At 68.5% G+C, this 19064-nt stretch carries 14 protein-coding genes and 1 pseudogene; 7 read left to right on the plus strand and 8 right to left on the minus strand.

What is annotated here, in order from left to right; genetic code table 11:
- Positions 1-322 precede the first annotated feature (322 nt).
- The 3 genes from ACZ67M_RS36665 to ACZ67M_RS36675 all read right to left on the minus strand — a co-directional run bounded on the left by ACZ67M_RS36665 (position 323) and on the right by ACZ67M_RS36675 (position 4089).
- Positions 323-415, minus strand: a complete 93-nt coding sequence (locus ACZ67M_RS36665; RefSeq protein WP_469854196.1) for a DUF7178 family protein — start codon at positions 413-415, stop codon at positions 323-325.
- Between the two features lie 220 nt (positions 416-635).
- Complete coding sequence (locus ACZ67M_RS36670; RefSeq protein WP_469854197.1) at positions 636-845, minus strand: hypothetical protein; 210 nt, start codon at positions 843-845, stop codon at positions 636-638.
- Positions 846-855: 10 nt separating this feature from the next.
- Positions 856-4089 (minus strand): RHS repeat-associated core domain-containing protein, encoded by a 3234-nt coding sequence (locus ACZ67M_RS36675; RefSeq protein ID WP_469854198.1) that lies wholly within the window; start codon positions 4087-4089, stop codon positions 856-858.
- Positions 4090-4873: 784 nt separating this feature from the next.
- Here ACZ67M_RS36675 and ACZ67M_RS36680 point away from each other — a divergent pair.
- On the plus strand, positions 4874-5614 hold the full coding sequence (locus ACZ67M_RS36680; protein WP_161326194.1) for a methyltransferase domain-containing protein: 741 nt from the start codon (positions 4874-4876) through the stop codon (positions 5612-5614).
- A gap of 73 nt (positions 5615-5687) precedes the next feature.
- Here the strand turns inward: ACZ67M_RS36680 and istB are convergent, their stop codons facing one another.
- The 4 genes from istB to ACZ67M_RS36700 form a co-directional block, all read right to left on the minus strand.
- Complete coding sequence (gene istB, locus ACZ67M_RS36685) at positions 5688-6485, minus strand: IS21-like element helper ATPase IstB (RefSeq protein WP_161326193.1); 798 nt, start codon at positions 6483-6485, stop codon at positions 5688-5690.
- Positions 6482-8119 (minus strand): IS21 family transposase, encoded by a 1638-nt coding sequence (istA, locus tag ACZ67M_RS36690; protein ID WP_469854199.1) that lies wholly within the window; start codon positions 8117-8119, stop codon positions 6482-6484. Before istA ends, istB begins: the two co-directional genes overlap by 4 nt.
- Positions 8120-8979: 860 nt before the next feature.
- Entirely contained in the window at positions 8980-11076 is a 2097-nt protein-coding gene (locus ACZ67M_RS36695) for a prolyl oligopeptidase family serine peptidase (RefSeq protein WP_469854200.1), read from the minus strand.
- Positions 11077-11198: 122 nt separating this feature from the next.
- Positions 11199-11321, minus strand: a complete 123-nt coding sequence (locus tag ACZ67M_RS36700) for a hypothetical protein (RefSeq protein WP_469854201.1) — start codon at positions 11319-11321, stop codon at positions 11199-11201.
- A gap of 414 nt (positions 11322-11735) precedes the next feature.
- Between ACZ67M_RS36700 and ACZ67M_RS36705 the strand changes: the two genes are divergently transcribed.
- The 3 genes from ACZ67M_RS36705 to ACZ67M_RS36715 all read left to right on the plus strand — a co-directional run bounded on the left by ACZ67M_RS36705 (position 11736) and on the right by ACZ67M_RS36715 (position 14749).
- Positions 11736-12002 (plus strand): DUF5132 domain-containing protein, encoded by a 267-nt coding sequence (locus ACZ67M_RS36705; RefSeq protein ID WP_469854202.1) that lies wholly within the window; start codon positions 11736-11738, stop codon positions 12000-12002.
- A 118-nt stretch (positions 12003-12120) separates the two neighbouring features.
- Positions 12121-14466: an ATP-binding cassette domain-containing protein gene (locus ACZ67M_RS36710; RefSeq protein ID WP_469854203.1), complete on the plus strand. Its 2346-nt coding sequence runs from the start codon at positions 12121-12123 to the stop codon at positions 14464-14466.
- Positions 14467-14539: 73 nt separating this feature from the next.
- The gene (locus tag ACZ67M_RS36715) at positions 14540-14749 is read left to right on the plus strand and encodes a hypothetical protein (RefSeq protein WP_469854305.1); all 210 of its coding nucleotides are present in this window, start codon (positions 14540-14542) and stop codon (positions 14747-14749) included.
- A 17-nt stretch (positions 14750-14766) separates the two neighbouring features.
- On the opposite strand, the pseudogene ACZ67M_RS36720 reads toward ACZ67M_RS36715, so the two are convergent.
- Positions 14767-14943, minus strand: a pseudogene (locus tag ACZ67M_RS36720) (lamin tail domain-containing protein); the annotation flags it as partial.
- A gap of 220 nt (positions 14944-15163) precedes the next feature.
- On the opposite strand from ACZ67M_RS36720, the gene ACZ67M_RS36725 reads away from it, so the two are divergent.
- The 3 genes from ACZ67M_RS36725 (at position 15164) to ACZ67M_RS36735 (ending at position 18542) form a co-directional block, all read left to right on the plus strand.
- Complete coding sequence (locus ACZ67M_RS36725; RefSeq protein WP_469854204.1) at positions 15164-15397, plus strand: DUF6207 family protein; 234 nt, start codon at positions 15164-15166, stop codon at positions 15395-15397.
- A 101-nt stretch (positions 15398-15498) separates the two neighbouring features.
- Positions 15499-16041: a hypothetical protein gene (locus tag ACZ67M_RS36730; protein WP_469854205.1), complete on the plus strand. Its 543-nt coding sequence runs from the start codon at positions 15499-15501 to the stop codon at positions 16039-16041.
- On the plus strand, positions 16038-18542 hold the full coding sequence (locus ACZ67M_RS36735; RefSeq protein ID WP_469854206.1) for a helicase associated domain-containing protein: 2505 nt from the start codon (positions 16038-16040) through the stop codon (positions 18540-18542). Before ACZ67M_RS36730 ends, ACZ67M_RS36735 begins: the two co-directional genes overlap by 4 nt.
- Positions 18543-19064: the final 522 nt, after the last annotated feature.

Consider the following 19064-nt stretch of genomic DNA (forward strand, 5'->3'; position numbering starts at 1 on the left):
CACCGGCCGGGCTTCGCCCGGCCGGTGACGCTCCGTCCGCTGCGCTCCCGGAGCAGCGGGGCCTACGGCCCCGCACGGGCGCCCTGCGCTGCGCTCCGGGCCCCCGGCGGTGCTCCGCACCGCACAGGCCGGCCCCGCTGCGCGGTGCGGCCAACGGGCCTACGGCCTGAGCAGCAACAGGAAGGTGGTGGGTGGGGGTAGTGACCCTGCATCAGGTGACACCCCATGTACCGTTGGCAGAACCAGGGCATCCCCTGTGCTTCAAAGTGAAGCACCAGACCAACTCTGGAACCAGACCCCACCCCCGTCCCTACTGCGGAATTCACTTGCGCTCGATGTGGGCCACCCATGTGACGGCTTGTACTTTGCTCGGTACGTCTCCGATCTTCTGAGCGGCATTCCTGTTACACGCCAAAATCTAGCTCCTGCTATTTCGGCGCGCTACAAAAATGATAGACATCACGATAGCGGCCACGAGAGCAATTATTACGACGACTACCAGAAGTTCCACGGTTCCCATATTTCCCACGACGGCAATACCCTTCCATATCTATGACGATTGCGACCTTGATGGGGAGTCGGCAGCCGAGGCTCTACCCTCGAACTACCGGCTCCCCATCAACATCCACCTACGGTCAGTCTGATTTTTCACTGCGTCGACGGAACCACAGAACGATGTACGCCACGAGGGCTAGGCCGAAGAGGATCGAAACCGCGATACGCAGGATCAGCCACGGCTGCCCATCCGGATCCCACACCGCCTCTACCAGATTGAGAAGCAGCGCAATGGCGAATGTAACGGCCAGCACGTTCTTCGCAGTTACGGTCTTCTGTGTGGTTTCCATCAGAGATCTCTCATTCTGTAACCCATGCATATGGGTTGAAGCAGCTGTTTAGATCGCTCGCTTCGTCGCTCCAGCTGTTATCCGTGTCTTCCCACGCCTTATCTACGTAGCAGCCGAGCGGGGCTACGCTGCTTGCACGACCCAAGAACTTGGGCCCCTTGGTCTTCACGAAATCCACCACGCCTGAGTACCAAGCGAGTCCGGCTGGATCGATTCCGTTTACCGGGTCGCCGCCCGCGTAGAGGTAAGCGTTGGTTTCCTGGCCGGAGGGGTCGGGTTGAGTGAAGCGGCCGAGGGTGGGGTCGTAGTAGCGGTGGCCCATCTTGTACAGGCCGGTCGGGTCGGCGTAGGCGCCCGCGTAGCGGTAGGGCTGGGGGACGGACTCCGTGGGTGTGGTGCGTGGGAGGCCGGTGGGGCCGTAGGCGTAGGTGTGGGTGCGCTTGCCGGTGCTGTCGGCGAGGCCGAGGACGTTGCCGGTGGCGTCGGTGAGGTAGTAGTAGGACTTCCCCCCAGTCGTCATGGAGTTCAGCGTGCCCGCCGGTTCGCGGATGAATCCGGTGTCGACGCCGTTTGTGGTCGTGGACGCCAGTCCGAGCGCGGTGTGGTGGAACCAGGTCGAGCCCAGTTTGGTGCGCTCGGCGTTGCTGGTGCCGGCGTGGACCAGGTCGTAGGTCTTGCCGTCGGCGGTGATGCCGGCGAGCTGGCTGTAGTCGGTCCAGGACTCGCCCGTGCGGGGGGTGTTGTCGGCCGCTGACGTCTCGTTGCCGAGCTTGTCGTAGGACCAGCCGGCCGTGGTGCCGTTCTTGGCAGTCAGCTGCGAGGCGTCGTTGTAGGTGTACGTGCTGCCGCCGGGGCAGGTGGTTTTGCTGCCGTCGCGGCTGGTGAGGTTGCCGGCCTTGTCGAAGCAGTACAGCCACGAAGCCTTGGGGGTGCCGGCGGAATCGGCTTCCAGGGCGTAGGAGAGGCGGTCCTGGGAGTCGTAGGTGTACGTAGTCGTGTACTTGGTGGTGTTGTCGGTGCGGGTGCGGATCTTGGTGGTGTCCTTGCCCGCGGTGTTCTTGTAGCTGTAGGTGAGGTCGATGAAGGTCTGGGTGCCCGAGGTGGTCTTGATGTTCTCGGGGCGGCCGTTCTTGTCGATCGTCACCGACTGGGTGGTGCCGCCGGGGTAGACGGTCTTGGTGCGCTTGTCGTTGTTGTTGTAGTCGAAGTCGGTCTTCTTGCCGTCCGGCGCCGTCAGGTAGTCGAGGCGGCCGGCCGTGTCCCAGGTGTAGTCCGTGGTGCCGGTTGGGTCGGTGTAGTAGTCGACGTCACCGCCCGGGGTGTAGGCCAGGACGGTCTGCGCGCCGTTCTGCAGGGTGCGGCGCTTCTCCCGGTTGAGTTTGTCGTACTCCCACGTGGTGATGCCCGAGGCGTCGGTGCGGGTCTTCACGTTGCCGTCGCCGTCGTAGGTGTAGGTGACGGTGGAATTGGTGGAGGAGATCTCGCGGACGCGGTCGCGGTTGTCGTAGGCGTAGACGGTGGTGATGTTCCGACCGTCCTTGACCGTCTCCACCCGGCCCAGCGCGTCGTAGGTGTTGATCGTCTCCCCCAGCGGCGCCGGCGGCTTCACTTTCCACAGGTTGCCCTGGTCGTCGTAGGTGAAGGAGGTGACCTTGCCGCCCGCGTCCTTCGCCGTGCAGCGCTGGCCCTCGAACCCTCCGCACTCGGGGGTGGCCTTGTTGTACGTGTACTCCCTCACCCCGCCCGCGGTGCCGGACGTCGTCACCGACATCGTGTTGCCGTTGGCGTCGTACGTGAAGGAGTCCTTGCGGCCGTCCGCAGTGGTGAAGTCGTTGGGCAGGTCGGTGCCCGCGACCGTCTGGTACGCCGACACGGAGGCCGTCGCGCCGAGCGGCAGCTTCTGGGACAGGGCGTTGTTGCGGCCGTCCCAGCCGTAGGTGGTGGTGTTGCCGCCGGTGCCGTCCGCGCCGGTGCCCATGGCGTCGATCGCCGTCTGGGTGAGACGGTTCTTGTACGTCGAGTGGCGGGCGTGGCCGAGCGGGTCGGTGACCGTGGTGACCTCGCCGTCAGCGTTGTGGACGTACTTCGTCGCGTCGCCGTCCGGGTCCGTGACCGTCGTGGTGCCCGCGTCCGAGGGAGTGGCGGCCGTGTAGTCGTAACGCCAGGTCGGCCCCGTGTGGCCGCCGGACGTCGACTCGGTGGCGCGCTGCATGGACCTGACGCGGTTGTGGCCGTCGTAGGTGAACAGGGTGACCGTGCCTTCGGCGGTGGTCACCTTCGTCACGCGGCGAGAGCCGTCGTACTCGTAGGCGGTGGCCTTGCCGTTCGTGTCGGTGACCTTGGCCAGGTTCCCGGCGCCGTCGAGGTCGAGGACGGCGGTGCGGCCCGTGTGGTCCTTGGCCTGCCACTGATTCGGGTACGTCTTGACCAGGTCGATCCAGCGGCCCGAGCGGGCCTCGGTGAGCTTGAAGCCCTTGTGCTCGCCGCCCTCGTCGTGCTGCTCGACGGTGATCGTGCCCTTGTTCTTGTCCGTCACCTTCAGCAGGGTGCCGTGCTCGCTGTACGTGTCCTTCGAGCCGGACTTGCGGTCGGTCAGGGTGTAGGTGCCGTCCGCGTTCTTCTTGAGGTCCTTGGAGTAGCCGGCCGGGGTGGTGTAGGTGCCGTCGGCCTTGGCGGTGAAGCGGAGCAGGTTGCCGGTGGCGTCGAAGACGTCCACCTCACCGTCGCCCACCTGGAGGTACCGTTCGTACGCCTGCCACCAGCGCTGCGACACCTTCCCCCACGGGGCTTCCAGGGAGTTGTACGTGCGGGCCAGCTGGAGTTTCCGGCCGACGCCCGCGATGTCGAAGTCCGTGGCCGCCAGCATCAGGTTGCCGTCGGAAAGGTTCACCCGCGCCACCAGGGCGTCGTTCAGGCGGGTGTCGACGATCCGGTGCCAGGGCACCTCGCCCTGGCCCTCGGGCAGGTAATCGGTGGATGCCGCGGCAGACCGGGCTCCGGAAGCCTTGGCGGTGTGCCCGCCGGTCGTGCGGGTTTTCTCGTCTGCCGTACGGGCCTGCTGCGCCGCTCGCCAGGCGGCCACCTCGGCCGACGGCTTGGCCTCCGCCTGCGAGGCCGGCGCCTTGGTCGTGCCGGCGGGCGTCGCGGGAGCAGCCACCTTCGTCGGCTTCGTCCACGGGCTCTCCGGTTCCGGCAGCTGCGGCTTGGGCGTCGCCGCCAGGCCGGGTGCCGCCGCGATCACCACGGCAGCCGTGGTGATCGCCGAGACGAGAGCGGTTCTGTGCGTTCTGCGGGCACGCCGAAACGGCGTGCACGTGGCACGCGAGTGCATCAACTTCCCCCACAGGAAGACAGACACGGCAACCCCAACGGTCACCGCGGACTCACAACCTGTCACAAGAAGCACACAAAACAGCCCGCCCTCCCCTCGAAACGCATATGCATTCCGGCCGGAATAAGCCCCACCGCTTCCATGGGTCATACATGCACGAAGGGGCCTGAAGCGGACGCAGATCGGAGCAACGAAGCGGTTCCGTTATCGATCTACGCGGGAAACCTGGCTTGAATCTAACGAAACGACCTTTTCCCGGAAGTAGGCCGTCAACTATGGGCGCTTTCAGGACAGGTTCAGACCTGACTTGATCTTCTCGCCGAGCCCGGCCACCAAGGGTTCGGTAGTTGTCACGTCACGCCACCGAGGCCGGGAAGTTGTCTTAGAGCAATGGTTGAGTCCGAGGCCGTGCTGCGAACCCGGCCTCACCCCATGCACACTTGCCGCGCCCTGCATGCGTGGTCCCCCCAGCCCGCGGCAACCGCCCCTGCTGCAAAGGACCCCCTGACATGAGCGTGCCCGGAAGACGCAGAGCCTGCCCGCACCTCACCCCCGGGTGGTTTCGTCAGTGGAAGCGGGCAACGTTTGTCGACGGTTTCGGGTAGCAGTTGGCGATCAGACAGCTCGGAAATGTCGATGAGAACTGACAACGCTGCGAGCTCTTCCCGGTGTCAGCGGGAAGCGCATACTGTGCGGTGTGGCGACTTACAACCGCATCGGTGCGACCTACGCTGACACCCGGCGACCGGACCCCCGAATCGCCGCCAGGATCCATCAAGCCCTCGATGGTGCCACCACTGTGATCAACGTAGGCGCCGGCACCGGCTCCTACGAACCGTCACACACGGTGTTAGCTGTTGAACCCAGCTCAGTGATGATCGCCCAGCGCCCAGCCGGATCCGCACCGGCCCTGGAAGCATCCGCGGAGTCGATCCCTCTCGCCGACGACTCGGCCGATGCGGCGATGGCCCTCCTGACCGTGCACCACTGGAGCGACCTGGAAGCCGGCATCGGCGAACTCCTCCGCATCGCCCGGCAACGGATCGTCGTCCTCACCTTCGACCCCGACATCAACCACAGGTTCTGGCTGCTGGAGGAGTACTTGCCCGAAGCAGCCGCGTTCGATGACACACGAGCCGTCGCGGTCGACCGTTTGTCCAGGTTGCTGGGAGGCGCGCGCATCGAAACCGTCCCCGTCCCGCACGACTGCACCGACGGATTCCTCGCCGCCTTCTGGCGCCGACCGGAGGCATACCTCGACCCGGAAGTGCGGGCCGGTATCTCGCTGTTAGCTCAGACCAGCGACGAAGTTCTCCAGCCGGGCTTGGCCCGGCTGTCAGACGACCTTTCCTCCGGCCGGTGGCACGAACGCCATGCCGACCTGCTCGATCGCGAAGCCCTCGATGCCGGCTACCGGCTTCTCGTGGCCGACCTGTAGAACCAGGCGAGCTGTCTGACTGCACACTCAGACCTGTGAGAAAGGGCCGGTCACGGCGGAGCGCCAGAGGTGATCAGTTCGCGGCGACGTCCTGCCCTTGGGCCGCCCTGGTGCTGGCGAGCCGGTAGGATTCGGTGCCGGTCTCGATGATGTTTCCGCCGAAGGTGAGACGGTCGACAATGGCCGCGCAGAGCCGCGGATCCGTGAACGTCCTGGTCCAGCCGCCGAATGACTCGTTGGAGGCGATGGCAACGCTGTTCTTCTCCTCGCGTTCGGTGAGCACCTGGAACAGCAGCTCAGCGCCCCTGCGGTCCAGCTCCATGTAGCCGAGTTCGTCTAGGCAGAGGAGATCGACGCGTCCGTAGCGGGCGATGGTCTTGGTCAGGACCTTCTCGTCCGCCGCCTCGACCAACTCGTTGACCAGCTTGGTGGCAAGTGTGTAGCGGACCCGGAAGCCGGCCAGGGCGGCCTCGGTCCCGAGCGCGATCAACAGGTGGGACTTGCCGGTGCCGGAGTCGCCGATCAGGCAGAGCGGCAGGCCCTTCTTGACCCACTCGCAGGTCGCCAGAGTGTGAATGACGGCTGCGTCGACGTTCCCGTTGGCCTCGAAGTCGAAGGCCCTCAGCGACTTCTCCCGCGGGAACTGCGCCGCCTTGATGCGCCGTTCGGAGCGTCGGCGGGCCCGGTCGTCGCACTCGGCCATCAGCAGTTCGGCGAGGAAGCCGCGATAGGACATCTGGTCGCGGGCGGCGGCTTCGGCCAGGTCGGGGAACTGGGCCCGGATAGTGGGCAGCCGGAGCATGCGGCATGCCTGGTCGACGGCGGCGGTCGCGGCCTGTTCGGTCAGCCCGCGGTGGCCTTTGAGTGTCACGGCATCTCTCCCTGGATGGCGGGGCGGTCAGCCGGCTGCCGGGCTCGCAGCAGCTGGTCGTAGGCCGCGACCGAGGGCAGCGGCCGGGTGTCGGGCGGAAGCTGGGCCAGCCGCCGCTCGGTCAGCGAAGTCACGTTCGTCCGTTCCGGCTCCGCAGGGACAACCGGAGCCGCGACCTCGTCAGCTTCGGCAGCCTTCCGGGCCTCCAGGGCGACGGCGTCCGCGGTCAGGGCGCCGGCCCTGAGCGCGGAGGCGAGCCCAGCGACCAGGTGCTCGTGGGGGACGTGGCGGCCCATCAGCAGGACCTCGATCAGGGCCCGAGTGCCGTCCCGCTCGCCGTGGGAAGCCTTCGCCGCCTCCCACCAGGCGTCATGGACGGGCGTGAACTTCCCTGCGGAACGTGCCTGTTCGAGGGCGGTGGCCCCGGGAAACGCTCCGGGCTTGCGAACCAGGGCTTCCAGGTAGTGGTCCAGATCCAGCCGGGCCTTCCCCTTGGCGATCAGCCGTTCATGACGGGCGACCTCCTGCTGGCCGTCGTAGACCACCAGCTCGGACGCGTGCAGTATCGCCCTCACCGTCCGCCCGATCAGCCGCACCGGCACCGAGTAGCGATTGGTGCGGACACTGACCTGGCTGAAGCGGTCCACCCGCAGGCTGAACAGCCGTCCCGTTTCGAAGGGTTCGTCCGGTAACGGCTGCAGCAGCGGCCGTTCGAGAGCGAAGTACTCGCTCACCGGCCGTGGCCGAGAGCCAATCCGGCGCCGTTCGTCGTCCTCGTCCCACTGCTCGATCATTGCGTTGAGCTCGGCGAGGGAGGCGACCTGGGGGACGGGGACCATGTGATTGCGGCGGAACCAGCCGATCTGCCCCTCCACCCCACCCTTCTCATGAGCGCCCTCGATGCCGGGCAGGCAATACGCAGCATCGATGCCGAAGTGCGACCGGAACGCGGTCCACCGCTCGTTCTCCACGCGGGAGCGTGAGCTCAGCACCCGGGAAACCGCAGAGCGGAGGTTGTCGTAGCGGACCTTGCCGGTCGGGACGCCGCCCAGCACGCTGAGAGCGTGGACGTGACCCTCAAGGAACGCCTCCTGGCCGCAGGAGGCGAAGACGCGGTGGACGGCCTTGCCCGAATACGACAAGCGCATCGCGAACACGAAGCAGGTGACCTGCTCACCGGCCAGGCGTACCTTCACGTCACCGAAGTCCACCTCCGCCTCGGCCCCCGGCCGGTGGGACTGCGGAATGAACGCGTGTACCACCCCGCGGCTGGCCTCAACAGCGATCTGGGGCCGCCGGTCGGCGACATAGGCCCGCACCATCGGATAGGTCACCGCCTCCGCCCCATGCTCGTCCAGGAGCCGGTCGAAGATCCGCTTGACCGTGTGACGCTGCTTGCGCGGAGCATCCAGATCCGCTCGGAGCATCGCGTCGATCAACGGCTTATAGGCATCCAAGCGGGTCCCGCGCGGCCGCGGCTTCTTCCGGGGCTCCGGCCAGACCGACTCCAACGCGGCCTTCACCGTGCGAAATCCGACTCCGTACTCACGCATCAAGGCCCGGTACGACATCCCTGTCCGAGCGTCACGGCGGATCGCCGCGTACAAGTCGACCTTGGATTTCGGTGGCGCCATCGCAGCCTCATCCCGCAGAGCACGTCAATGCTCCCACCGAAACCCCTCAAGCGTTGCCAGAACTCACAAACATCGCCCTCCGGCGAAACACGGCGTTCTCGGCCCTGAGCGACAAGTGGTGTCGGATTCCGTCAACAGAACCACCACCAGGTCGGCACCGTCTACAGCGATCTCGACCTGGTGGCCGGCGGACCGGTGTCCGTTACGCCCATCGCATCCCGATGGCGGAGAGCTGCTCGACCGCTGCGGAGTCAGCGTCGCGGCCCGGCTGCGCTGGTTGCCGATCCACGCCCCGAGCTTCAGCTCCCGCGCTGTTCCTCCTGGTCGTCGCCGCCGGTCCGCGGCCTCGCACCAGATAGGTGGCCGCCGTCATCTCCAGGCCGGAGACGACCTTATCCGTTGAGTGACCCATCGCAGTAAGACGGTCAGGCGGGTGATGGAGAAGTAGGGTTGCCCGGACTGACCATCAGCACCAGCGGTCCGCCGGCTCCCATGATGCGAGCGCAGTTGCTACTGCAGCTCGACCTCGACCGACTCTTCTCTCACCCGCTACTTCACCCCTTCGTTCACCAAGGCCGGTGAGTTGCCGGCAGACGGAGCGTGCACCGTAACCCTCAGCAGGGTCGTCGCGGAGAAGACACGGCGCGGCAGCCTGGGCGTTTCCGCTGGTCAGAGCGCTCGTGATGGTGGAGTGTGCGCTTTTTGGCCGTCAGTCGTGCACGCCTGGACCGTGATTTCTCGTCTGCGCGGTCCGGGACGGGACAGCAAGGCTCGCCGAGTCGCCGTGCACAGGGCCTCGGTATCCGATCGTCCTCCAGGGGCTGTTGCTCAGCCGCGCCCGCTTCCTGCCGCGAGGTGGTTCACATAGAGGCAGTGGGGTGGAGTCCTGTGTGGTGGCCGAGGAAGGTCACGATGTCGGTGAGGGCTTGGAGTGCGGTGGCGTTGTCGGTGGGGCCGTGTCCGGCGTCGCTCTGTCGGCGGAGCAGGACCGGCCGGTCGCTGGTGGTGGCGTGTTGCAGTGCGGCGCACATTTTGCGGGGGTGGGCGTCACCGGTGCGTTCGTCGGTGACGGCTCCGGCGAGGAGGACGGCGGGGTAGGGGGTTCCGGGTCGGACGTGGTGGTAGGGGGAGTAGCCGAGGAGCCAGGTGAGCTGCTCGGGGTCGGTGGCGGTGCCGAATTCCTCGGTCCAGGTGTGGCCGATGCCGAAGTGTTCGTAGCGGACCATGTCGCACAGGGGGCCGCTGGCGACGGCGGCGGCGTAGAGGTCGGGCCGCTGGGTGAGGGCCGCGGTGACGACAAGTCCGCCGTGTGATCCGCCGTGGGCGGCGAGCTGGCCGGGGGTGGTGCGGCCGGTGTCGATGAGCCAGGCCGCGGCGGCGTTGAAGTCGTCGATCGCGGTCTTCTTGCGGCCGCGGCGTCCGGCTTCGTGCCACGGGGTGCCGTGGTCGCCGCCTCCGCGCACGGCGGCGATGGCGTAGATGCCGCCGGCTTCCACCCAAGCGCGGGCCAGGGGCGAGTAGGCGGGGCGGACGAAGGCGCCGAAGCCGCCGTAGGCGGTGAGCAGCACCGGCCTGGAGCCGTCGGGCGGGCCGCTCGGCAGCAGGAGTTGGAGTCCGATGCGGGTTCCGTCTTCGGCTTCGTATGTTTCCTGCCGGGTGACCGGATGCGGTTCGTGTGCGGGGGTGGCGGCGGTCGGGGTGGTGGGTGTGCTGCGGAGGGTGTGTGCGCTGAGGTGGTGGACGGTGGGGGGTGTGACGTGGTCGGTGTAGAGGTACCAGGCGTCGGTGCCTCCTTCGGGCCGTGTGCGCAGGTGGCTTGCGGCGCCGGGGCCGGGCAGGTCGATGGTGTGCAGAGTGCGGCCATGGCGGTCGTGCACGGTGAGTTCGGACGTGGGGCCGCGGGAGCTGAGGACGAGCAGGGTGCCGTCGCCGGGTCCGGCGGGCTCCCACCACGCGCAGTCGTCCAGGAGGGTGCCTTCGCGGTGGGGCAGGCGTTCGGGCCAGCCGTCGGGGTCGGCGGGGGCGCCGGGGCCGGGGAAGGTGAGGATCCTGCCGCCGGGCGCGTGGTGGTCGGTGATGAGGTGGAGGGTGCCGTCGGGGGCGAAAACGGGGCGCCACTGGGCGTCGGTGTCGGCTTGGTCGGTGATGTTCGTGAACTGCCAGGCCCGGTCCGGAGCGGGGACGTCGGCCAGGTGGACGTCGTTGCGGGAGCTGGAGCCCTCGGCGGCGGTGACGGCCAGGCGGCGGCCGGCCCGGTCGGTGCTCACGGCGTAGTAGGTCGCGGCCGTCCCGTCGCCGAAGACATGCTCGTCGGTCTCGACGGGCTGTCCGATGCGATGGCGCATGACGCGCATGCCGTATCCGGCGGGAGCGGCGCCGGCGCTGTGGAGTCCGCGTACGTAGTAGAAGTCCTGGCCGCCGGGGCACCAGGCCAGTGAGGGGGAGCGCATCCCGGTGATGGGTCCGTCCAGGATGCTGCCGTCTTCGACGGACATGACCCACAGCTGGGTGATGTCGGAGCCGGCGGTGGACAGCAGGCAAGTCAGACGCTCGCCTTCCCAAGAGGGCCGCCATGCCACGATCCGGGTGCGGCCCGAGGGATCGAGACGGGTGAGGTCCACGAGCGGTCGGGCCGCGTCTTCGCCCTGCTGGACCCACAGGGCCGGTTGCAGGGCTCCCGCGGTGAGGCGTTCGAAGAACCGGTGGGAGCCGCGGGAGAGGGGGGTCTGTGTCCACTGGTGGGGTGTCGCCTCGCGCAGCAGCCGCTCCCACTGCGGCCGTTCATGCCACTGCTCGCGGTGGTGGGCGAACCACTCGTCCTGTCGGCCGGCCCAGTCCTTGACCGCTGGGTCGTCGCCGGCCTCAAGCCACCGGTAGGGGTCGGCGACCGGGTGGCCGTGCAGGTGCTCCACCTCTGCGGATCGTGCGGCTGCGGGGGCTGTGAGTGGTGCGGTCACTCGGGTTCCTTCCACGGGCTTAACGGGGACCGCCCCGGCCCCGAGGAAGCCGGGGCCAGGGCGGGTTCGCGGTCATGTGCCGCCAGCGCCGGTGTTGGCGCTGGGGCAATGCCGGGGTGTCGTCAGTGCTCGTCGCCGACGAACACCGCGGCGCGCCAGCTGGCGACGACGACGTCGTCACCGGCCGGGTTGTACTGGTATCCCTGGGCGGGGTTGTACTGGTAACCACCAGCGGGAAGGAACATGATTTCTCCTCTTGCTCGGCGACCCCATTTCGGGTCGCTCTGACCGCCATGGTGTCCGCGATCACTTTCCGGAAACTCGCGTGGCACCTGCATTCATTCGTTCGAGGGAGCGCCCGAGGGGAGCGAGATTGATGCAGTATTGAACGCCGGGCGCACACCCCTTCTTTCCGGTCACATGTTCATTCTTTTGAATGTTTTCGACTCTCTTTTCCGTTTCAGGGATAGCGTTCACGTCCGAGGGCATCTGCACCGTGCACCGCACACCGCGCGGGAAGCGTCACCGTCCTGGCGGTGGCGGCCGTTGGCATCCACTCAGCACATAATTGCTGGTGAGAGGTTCACCTGACGTCGCGGGCAAGGTGCCGCCGCAGTCTGGCCGCTCGACTGGAGCGGCCATGAGTGAAAGGAAAAAACATGTTCCCTGTTGCCCCTTTTCTGGTGGGTCTTGCCCTGGCTCCGCTGGCGAAGCGACTTGCCAAACCGGTCGTCCGCGGAGCCGTCAAAACGTCCGTGAGCCTGGCCATGGAGGCGAAAAGGGCGGCCCAGGATGTCACCGAGGGAATCAACGACATTTCTGCTGAAGTAACGGCAGAAGTCATCGCCCAGGAAAGCCGGAAGAGCAGTTCTAAAAGCCCGGCGGCTGTGACGCCCGGCGCGGCGAAGAAGCAGACGGCGAGCTGAACGGCATGGCCCCGCGCCGCCCACCCCTCTGCCGGGGCGGCGTGCGGGGCCCCGCCTGGCGCGCACAGGCCGCCCGGACATCCACGGCGCGGCCACCGACGAAAGGACCGGGGTGAGGATGCGGGACGTCCCGCTGGACAAGACAGACCTTGGGCAACGGGATGAAGGCATGCGGCTACGGTCCTGTATCGCGGGGCGGCAGAGCTGGGACGTCCCCGCTTTGGTGAGCCGTCCCCGTCTCGGCAAGCTGCTGACATCCGTGCTGCGCGAGGCGCCGGAGATCACTGCAGTGCATGCGAATCCGGTCACCGGCCGGGTCCTGCTGCACCACGATCCGGCCGTTCTCCCCAATGTCGTCGGCGAGCAGCTCGCCAGGGTCGTGAGCGCTCTGCAGGAGCAAGTGCAGCAGGCACCCACAGCAGGGGGAGACGCCCGGGCCGGCCTGGGTCCGGCCGGCAGCATCGGGCGTCCGGGCCCTTCCCGTACAGCTGCCTCCGGTTCACGTGGTGCTGTCCGTGAGCCGGAGGCCATGGTGCTCGCCGCGTGCGGCGTGGCCGGCGCCGCGGTGCTGGTGGGCGGCACACGACGCCGGCCGGTCGTGGCCCTGGGCGCGGCTGCCACGCTCACCGCAGCCCTGCTCCGGCATGCCTGGCGCCGGTCACGGCCGGCGCCGGTGTCCACACCGCACCAGCAGCCGCAGCAGCAGCCACCGCAACAGCGGCCTGCTCTCCTGCAGGGCCAGCGGCGCCCGGCGATGCGCGCCGGCGCTCTGTCAGCGGCCGGGCAAGCCGCCGACACCGGCCTGCATCTGCTGTTCGGCTGGATGTCCGTGATCGTTTTCAAGGGGGAGAACCAGAGGCTCGCCACGTTCGGTCTGAAGGGCTCCTCCCGTCAGCTGGCCGCGCTCGTCGCTGTGGCGGCCGCCACCCGTGCGGCGGCCTCGGCCCTGTCCTACAAGGCCGATGTCGCCTGGCGAGACCTGGGCCAGGACGTGCAGCACGAGTGGCGCAGCGATCTGTTCCCGCATGTGCAGCGCCTGCCGCTGGACCGGCTGGAGGATGAGCGGGTCGCGCCGCTCTCGCAGGTGCTCACCGACGACATCGACCAGATCGGCCTCTTCGTGGCCACCGCGCCGAACGAGGTCGTCCAGCTCGCCACCTGCGTCGCCATGCTGAGCGCCGGCTATCTGATCTGGGCCCCGCAGCTCGCCTGGATCGCGTTCCTGCCGCTGCCGCTCATCGTGTGGATCTCTCTGCGCCACCAGCAGCGCTCCGCCTCCGTCTACGCGAAGGCCGCTGAGGACCGCACCCGGCTGACCGGTCGGCTGCTGAACTCGCTGCAGGCCAACGCCACCGTCAAGAGCTTCTGCGGCGAGGACCACGAGAGCGACCGCGTGCGTGATCTCAGTCTCGCCCACCGCCGTACCAGCGCCGCCACCGACCGCTACACCGCGCGCTATGCCCAGACAGTCCTGTCGGTGACCGCCGCTTCCTTCCTCGCGAACCAGCTCGGCGGCGGGCGGGCGACCATGGCAGGGCGACTGTCCCCCGACGTCTTCAGCATGCTGAACGTGCTGCCGATGCAGACCATCTTCAAGCTCACCGCCCTGGGCAACACCCTCGACCAGTACCAGCGGACCCTGGGCGCCCTTGAGCGAGTGGGCCGGCTGCGCGCCCTGTCCCCCGAAACATCGGCGCAGGGCCAGCTGCTGACGGGCGAGCAGGCCAGGGGCGAGGTACGGCTGGAGAATGTCACCTTCTCCTACTCCTCGCGTCCCCCCGCGGTACGCGACCTGTCCCTACGGTTCGCTGCCGGCAAAACCACCGCACTTGTGGGCGCGACCGGCGCAGGCAAGTCCACCATCGCCAAATTCCTCACCCGCTTCCACAGCCCCCAGGCAGGCAAGGCCACCATCGGCGGCCAGGATCTCGAACACCTGGACCTCGGCAGGCTCAGGCGGAACGTCGGCTTCGTCGCCCAGGAGGCCTATCTCTTCGACGGCACCATCGCCGACAACATCCGCTACGGCAGCTTCGACGCCGACGACGCCTCCGTCGTCCACGCTGCGCGCCTGGCCCAAGCCCACTCCTTCATCGCAGCACTCCCCCGCCAGTACGACACCCCGGTCGGCGAACGCGGCAGCACCCTGTCCGGAGGACAGCGGCAACGTATCGCCCTAGCCCGCACCTTCCTCAAGAACCCACCCGTGCTCATCCTCGATGAGGCCACCTCCGCCGTCGACAACGAAACCGAGGCAGCCATCCAGCAGGCCCTCGCCCGATTCGCCACCGACAGAACCGTCATCGTCATCGCTCACCGGCTCACCACCGTCCGCCACGCCCACCAAATCCACGTCCTGGACGAAGGCGGCATCCTCGCCGAGAGCGGAACACACGACGACCTGCTGCAAAGCGGCGGCCTCTACGCACGCCTGTGGGCGCTCCAGACCCACGAAACCCCCTGAAGGCCAGCCACTGCCCCGGACCACACCACGAAAAAGTCCGGGCCCGCCCTCGACGACCTGCGAAGGAGCCCTGATGACCACACTCGACACCGAAGCGTCATGCCCCCACCCGGCGCCCGCTGACACAGAGCCGCTCTACACCGCCGAACTGATCCACACCGCAGGCGCCTACCAGCTGACCGTTCGAAATCACACCTGCGGCGAAACCCAGACCCTCCACGTCCCCGCAAAGACCGTCCGGCTGCTGCCACTCGTCCTGGCCAAGCTCGCGCGCGAAATCTGAACACCTCGCAAGGGGACCTTGGTGTTGCCGCCGGAGCACTTGGTGGAGTCACGGCCCGGCGCGTCGTACTGCACGCCCTTGATCTTCAAGACCGAGGAGTACTCGCCGGCTTGGGCCAGAACGGCAGCTGCCAGGCCGAGCGCGGCGACGGCCACCGTGGTCGCGGCAGCGGTCACAGTGCGGTGGATGCGCATGAGGAATCCCCCCTCAGTGGTGCGAATGAAGCGCCCGGAGCCTACCGGACGTGATCACCAAGTGGCGGTGAAGTGGAGAAAGTGTGACCTCTCGCCGCGATGGCGGGCCGCTCTTCCCCAGGTGAGGCGTGCGCCGGAGGAGAAGTGACCGGTGGCCTCGCAGGGGTGAATACGAAGCGGAACGAGAACTGCCGTCCCGAGCACGGGCGTCGTGCCGGCCATGGAAGCGATCAACGATGTGCACGTGTCCGAACTCGGCCTGATCGTGGTCGACGTCGCCGCAGCCGACGACGAAACCGCCTTCGCCTTCCGCACAGCACTGGCCACCCGGTGGGCGACGACGTCCGTGGAACGCACGACACGGGAGGCCGGACGAGCAGGCGTGCGGCTGCGCTGCTACCTCGATCTGCGCCAGCCCCTCACCCCGCTGGACCACCCCGGCGACCCTTCGTAGACAGCCTCTGGGCCAGCACCCGAACATGCAGCCCCACATGTTTTGGGTACCCAAAATTGCAGAACCGTGTATTATGGGTACCCAAAATAGTCGGAGGTCTCATGAGCGCTGCCCTGCCCGGCCGTCCCGCCATCGGCCCGAAGGTCCCCATCAACTTCCCCGCCGACCTCCTGGCGGACATCGAGGCCAGCGCGCGCCTCGCCGGGCTCAGCCGCGCCGCATGGGTCCGGCGCGCTGCCGCGCGCGCCCTGCCCGAGACTTTCGACGGCGTCCTGACGCCCGACGACATGTTCCGGTTCCTGACCACCGCGGCCAAGGGTGCCGAACCCGCTCACGAGATCGACGACGCCACCGTCCGCCGCCTGCTGAGCGCGGCCGACGACGGCACCCTCGTCATCCAGCCGTTCACCACCAAGACGCTGACCTCCCAGACGGCCCGACTGAGCTTCCTTACCCGCACCTTCCTCGCCGACGGCACAACGATCACCCTCTACCAGGTCGCCCACGCAACGACCTACCGGCAGCCCGACGACGACCCTGCCCACCACGGCCAGCACACCCTGTACCTCGACCGGACGGCTGCCCGCGCGTGGCACGAGCAGATGCGCGAGAACCTCTCCCTCCCCGAAGGATCCCGCTCATGACGCGACTCCGCCCCCACCAGCGCGAGGCCGTGGACGCTGTCCTCGCCGCGCTTCAGGTTCCCGCGGCCGGCACCGTCCCCGAGCGCGGGCTGCGCACCCAGGTCGTCATGGCGACCGGCTCGGGCAAAACCCTCGTCGCCGCGCAGAGCGCACGCGAACTCCAGGCCGGACGCGTCCTGGTGCTCGTGCCCTCGCTGGACCTGCTCGCCCAGACGGAGGCCGCATGGCGCGAGGCCGGACGCACCGGCCCGATGATCGGCGTCTCCTCCCTGCGGGGAGAGGGCGTGGGCTTCCCCAGCACCACGGACGTGGGCGAGCTGGTCGACTGGGTGCGGCCGTCCGACACGGTCACCGTCTTCGCCACCTACGCCTCGCTCGGACTCGGCACGCTGGAGCGCGCACACCAGGCCGGCCTTCCGGGGTGGTCGCTGATCGTCGTGGACGAGGCACACCGCGTTTCGGGCCGCAGCGCGAAGCCGTGGGCGGTCGTCCACGACAACCAGCGCATCCCGGCGCTGCGGCGCCTGTACATGACTGCCACACCGCGGCTGTGGCAGCTCGGGGACGAGGATGGCGACCAGGGCGCGCCGGGCGAGCTGGTCGCGAGCATGGACGACGACCCCGACAGTCCCTTCGGCGCCAGGGCGTACACCCTGACCCTGTCGGAGGCGATCGACCGGGGGATCTGCGCGCCGTACCAGGTGGTGTGCGTGGACATCACCGACACCCACCTCCAGGCCGCGCAGCTCCTGGGCGTTCAGGCCCGCTCGGACGAGGTGCGCGGGGCCCGCCTCGCCGCTCTGCAGACCGCGCTGCTCAAGGCGTCGTCCGAGGAAGCCTTCCGGCGCACCCTGGCCTTCCACCACCTGGTGAAGGAGGCCGAGGCGTTCGCGGCCGGCCTGCCCGACGTGGCCGCCAAGCTGCACGCCGAAGACCCCGCGCTGTACCCGCGCACCATCTGGGCGAACTGGCTGTGCGGCGACCACAAGCCTGCCCACCGGCGCCGGATCCTGGACGAGTTCGCGACCGGGACCGCCGCCGACGGCACGGTCGTGGAGAAGGGCTTCCTGGGGTCCGTGAAGGTTCTGGGCGAGGGGGTCGATACCCGGGAATGCGACTCCGTGTACTTCGCAGACGTACGCGGCTCCATGCCCGACCTGGTCCAGGCCGTAGGCCGCGCCCTGCGCATCCAGCCCGACGAGGGCAAGGTGGCCTCCCTCGTCGTACCCGTCCTGCTCGGCCCCGGCGAGACGACCGACAACATGCTCACCAGCCGGGCGTTCGGCGGACTCGCGAAGCTGCTGATGGCACTCCGGGCGCACGACGCCCGCGTGGTGGAGCAACTCGCCGAGCAGCAAGCCCCGAGCGCCCCCGCGGCCGCTCAGGGCCCCCAGCAGGGCCCGGACAGCGAGGGCGAGGCAGACGGCGGGCCGTCGGTGCCCGCGCGGAGCCTGCTGAAGTTCTCCACGCCGCGCGACCCCGCGCAGCTGGCCGCCTTCATCAACCTGCGCGTCCTCAACCCCGAGCACGCACACTGGCGGCGCGGCATCGAGGCCGCCACCCTCTACGCCCGCACGCACGGCAACCTCAGGGTGCCCTTCACCTACCGGGTGCCCTCCGGCGACGACAAGGAGGTGGCGTCCGAGGGGTGGCCGGCCTCGCTCGCCGCGTTTCCGCTCGGGCAGTGGATCGCCGACAGCCGGCGCACCTACGCCCGCGGGGCCATGGACGCCGACCGCGCCCGGCAGCTGGAGAAACTGGGCATGGTCTGGTCGCACTTCGACGTCGCCTGGGAGGAAGGCCTCGCCGCCGCCCGCGGGTGGGCCGCCGAACACGGCCACCTCCTGGCGCCGCTGGACGCCACCTTCCAGGGCTACCGGGTGGGAATCTGGCTGAAGAACGCCCGGGCCGCCGCCCGCAAGGCCGCCGAGATCGAGCAGCGGCGGGCCGAGAGCCTGCCGGTGGAGTCGTCGGCTGGGGCGCTGTCCGAGTTGCGGCGCGAGCAGCTGGACGACATCGACCCATCGTGGTGTCCGGCCTGGCCAGTGGAGTGGCAGCGTGCTTTCCACCTCGTGCGGCTCCACTTGGACGCCGGCCGCCCGCTGCCCATGTCGCCGGGAGACGTCGTGCACCAGGGCGAAGACCTCGGGCGGTGGGTCCGCTCAGTCCGGTTCGGCTGGGACAGCCTCACCACCGTGCAGCAGTGGATGTGCGAACAGGTCCTCGGCATCGAGCCCGCCGGCGAAGACGAGAAGCCGCAACGGCGGCGTACGCAGGCCGACAAGTGGACGCTCAACTATCAGGCAGCCAAGCAGTTCTACGACCGCGAGGGCCACCTCCAGGTCCCACGCAAGCACGTCGAGCGGACCGTCGTCGGCGAGGACCAGGAGGAACGGGAGCACAAGCTCGGAGCGTGGATCGGCAACCAGCGCAGCCGGGCCGCGACACTGGCCCCGGAGCGGGTGGAGCAGCTGTCCGCAATCGGGATGCGGTGGGCGTAGCGGACGCCAATCCGGGCGGGGACACCGCCAGGTTGTGATCGCTGTAGGCCGTGGCGACCTGGTGGTGTCGGTGCCCATTCCCCCTGCTCCTGGTGCTTCCGCCCGGGCGTTGGGTGGCGTAGAAGGGATGTCCGGACAACCGGACGGCCCCACCACGCACCTCGCCGTGCGACAGCATCGTCCAGCGGAACCCGGACAGCGCAACCTCTACCGCAACCCCTTGCGCAACCTTGGCGCAACACCTCCCGCACCCCGGCCACGCGCCCGCTACGCGCCGAACACGGCACGGATTCGGCGGACAGGTCGGGGCGTGTCCGGTGGAGGCGTGCAGGGTGACGCCATCGGCCGGCGGAATCGCGGGCGACGTCCACGGCGACTTCAACCACCAGCTGCGGGTCGACGAGCGTGACGTCCAGTGCCTCGCGGCTGCCCCACGAGGCCGTGAACGTGCAGCCCGTCCACGGATGCCCGCCCGCCGCCGGCAGCAGCACTCCCTGAAGGGAACGCGTCACGGCGCGGGCG

The organism is Streptomyces sp. NPDC107500, assembly GCF_055582785.1.

Excerpts from the sequence above, each read along its gene's own strand:
- ACZ67M_RS36670 (WP_469854197.1), bottom strand. The coding sequence starts at position 845 with ATGGAAACCACACAGAAGACCGTAACTGCGAAGAACGTGCTGGCCGTT.
- ACZ67M_RS36735 (WP_469854206.1), top strand. The coding sequence starts at position 16,038 with ATGACGCGACTCCGCCCCCACCAGCGCGAGGCCGTGGACGCTGTCCTC.
- ACZ67M_RS36700 (WP_469854201.1), bottom strand. The coding sequence starts at position 11,321 with ATGTTCCTTCCCGCTGGTGGTTACCAGTACAACCCCGCCCAGGGATAC.
- ACZ67M_RS36715 (WP_469854305.1), top strand. The coding sequence starts at position 14,540 with ATGACCACACTCGACACCGAAGCGTCATGCCCCCACCCGGCGCCCGCT.
- ACZ67M_RS36710 (WP_469854203.1), top strand. The coding sequence starts at position 12,121 with ATGCGGGACGTCCCGCTGGACAAGACAGACCTTGGGCAACGGGATGAA.
- ACZ67M_RS36730 (WP_469854205.1), top strand. The coding sequence starts at position 15,499 with ATGAGCGCTGCCCTGCCCGGCCGTCCCGCCATCGGCCCGAAGGTCCCC.
- ACZ67M_RS36705 (WP_469854202.1), top strand. The coding sequence starts at position 11,736 with ATGTTCCCTGTTGCCCCTTTTCTGGTGGGTCTTGCCCTGGCTCCGCTG.
- ACZ67M_RS36725 (WP_469854204.1), top strand. The coding sequence starts at position 15,164 with ATGGAAGCGATCAACGATGTGCACGTGTCCGAACTCGGCCTGATCGTG.
- istA (WP_469854199.1), bottom strand. The coding sequence starts at position 8,119 with ATGGCGCCACCGAAATCCAAGGTCGACTTGTACGCGGCGATCCGCCGT.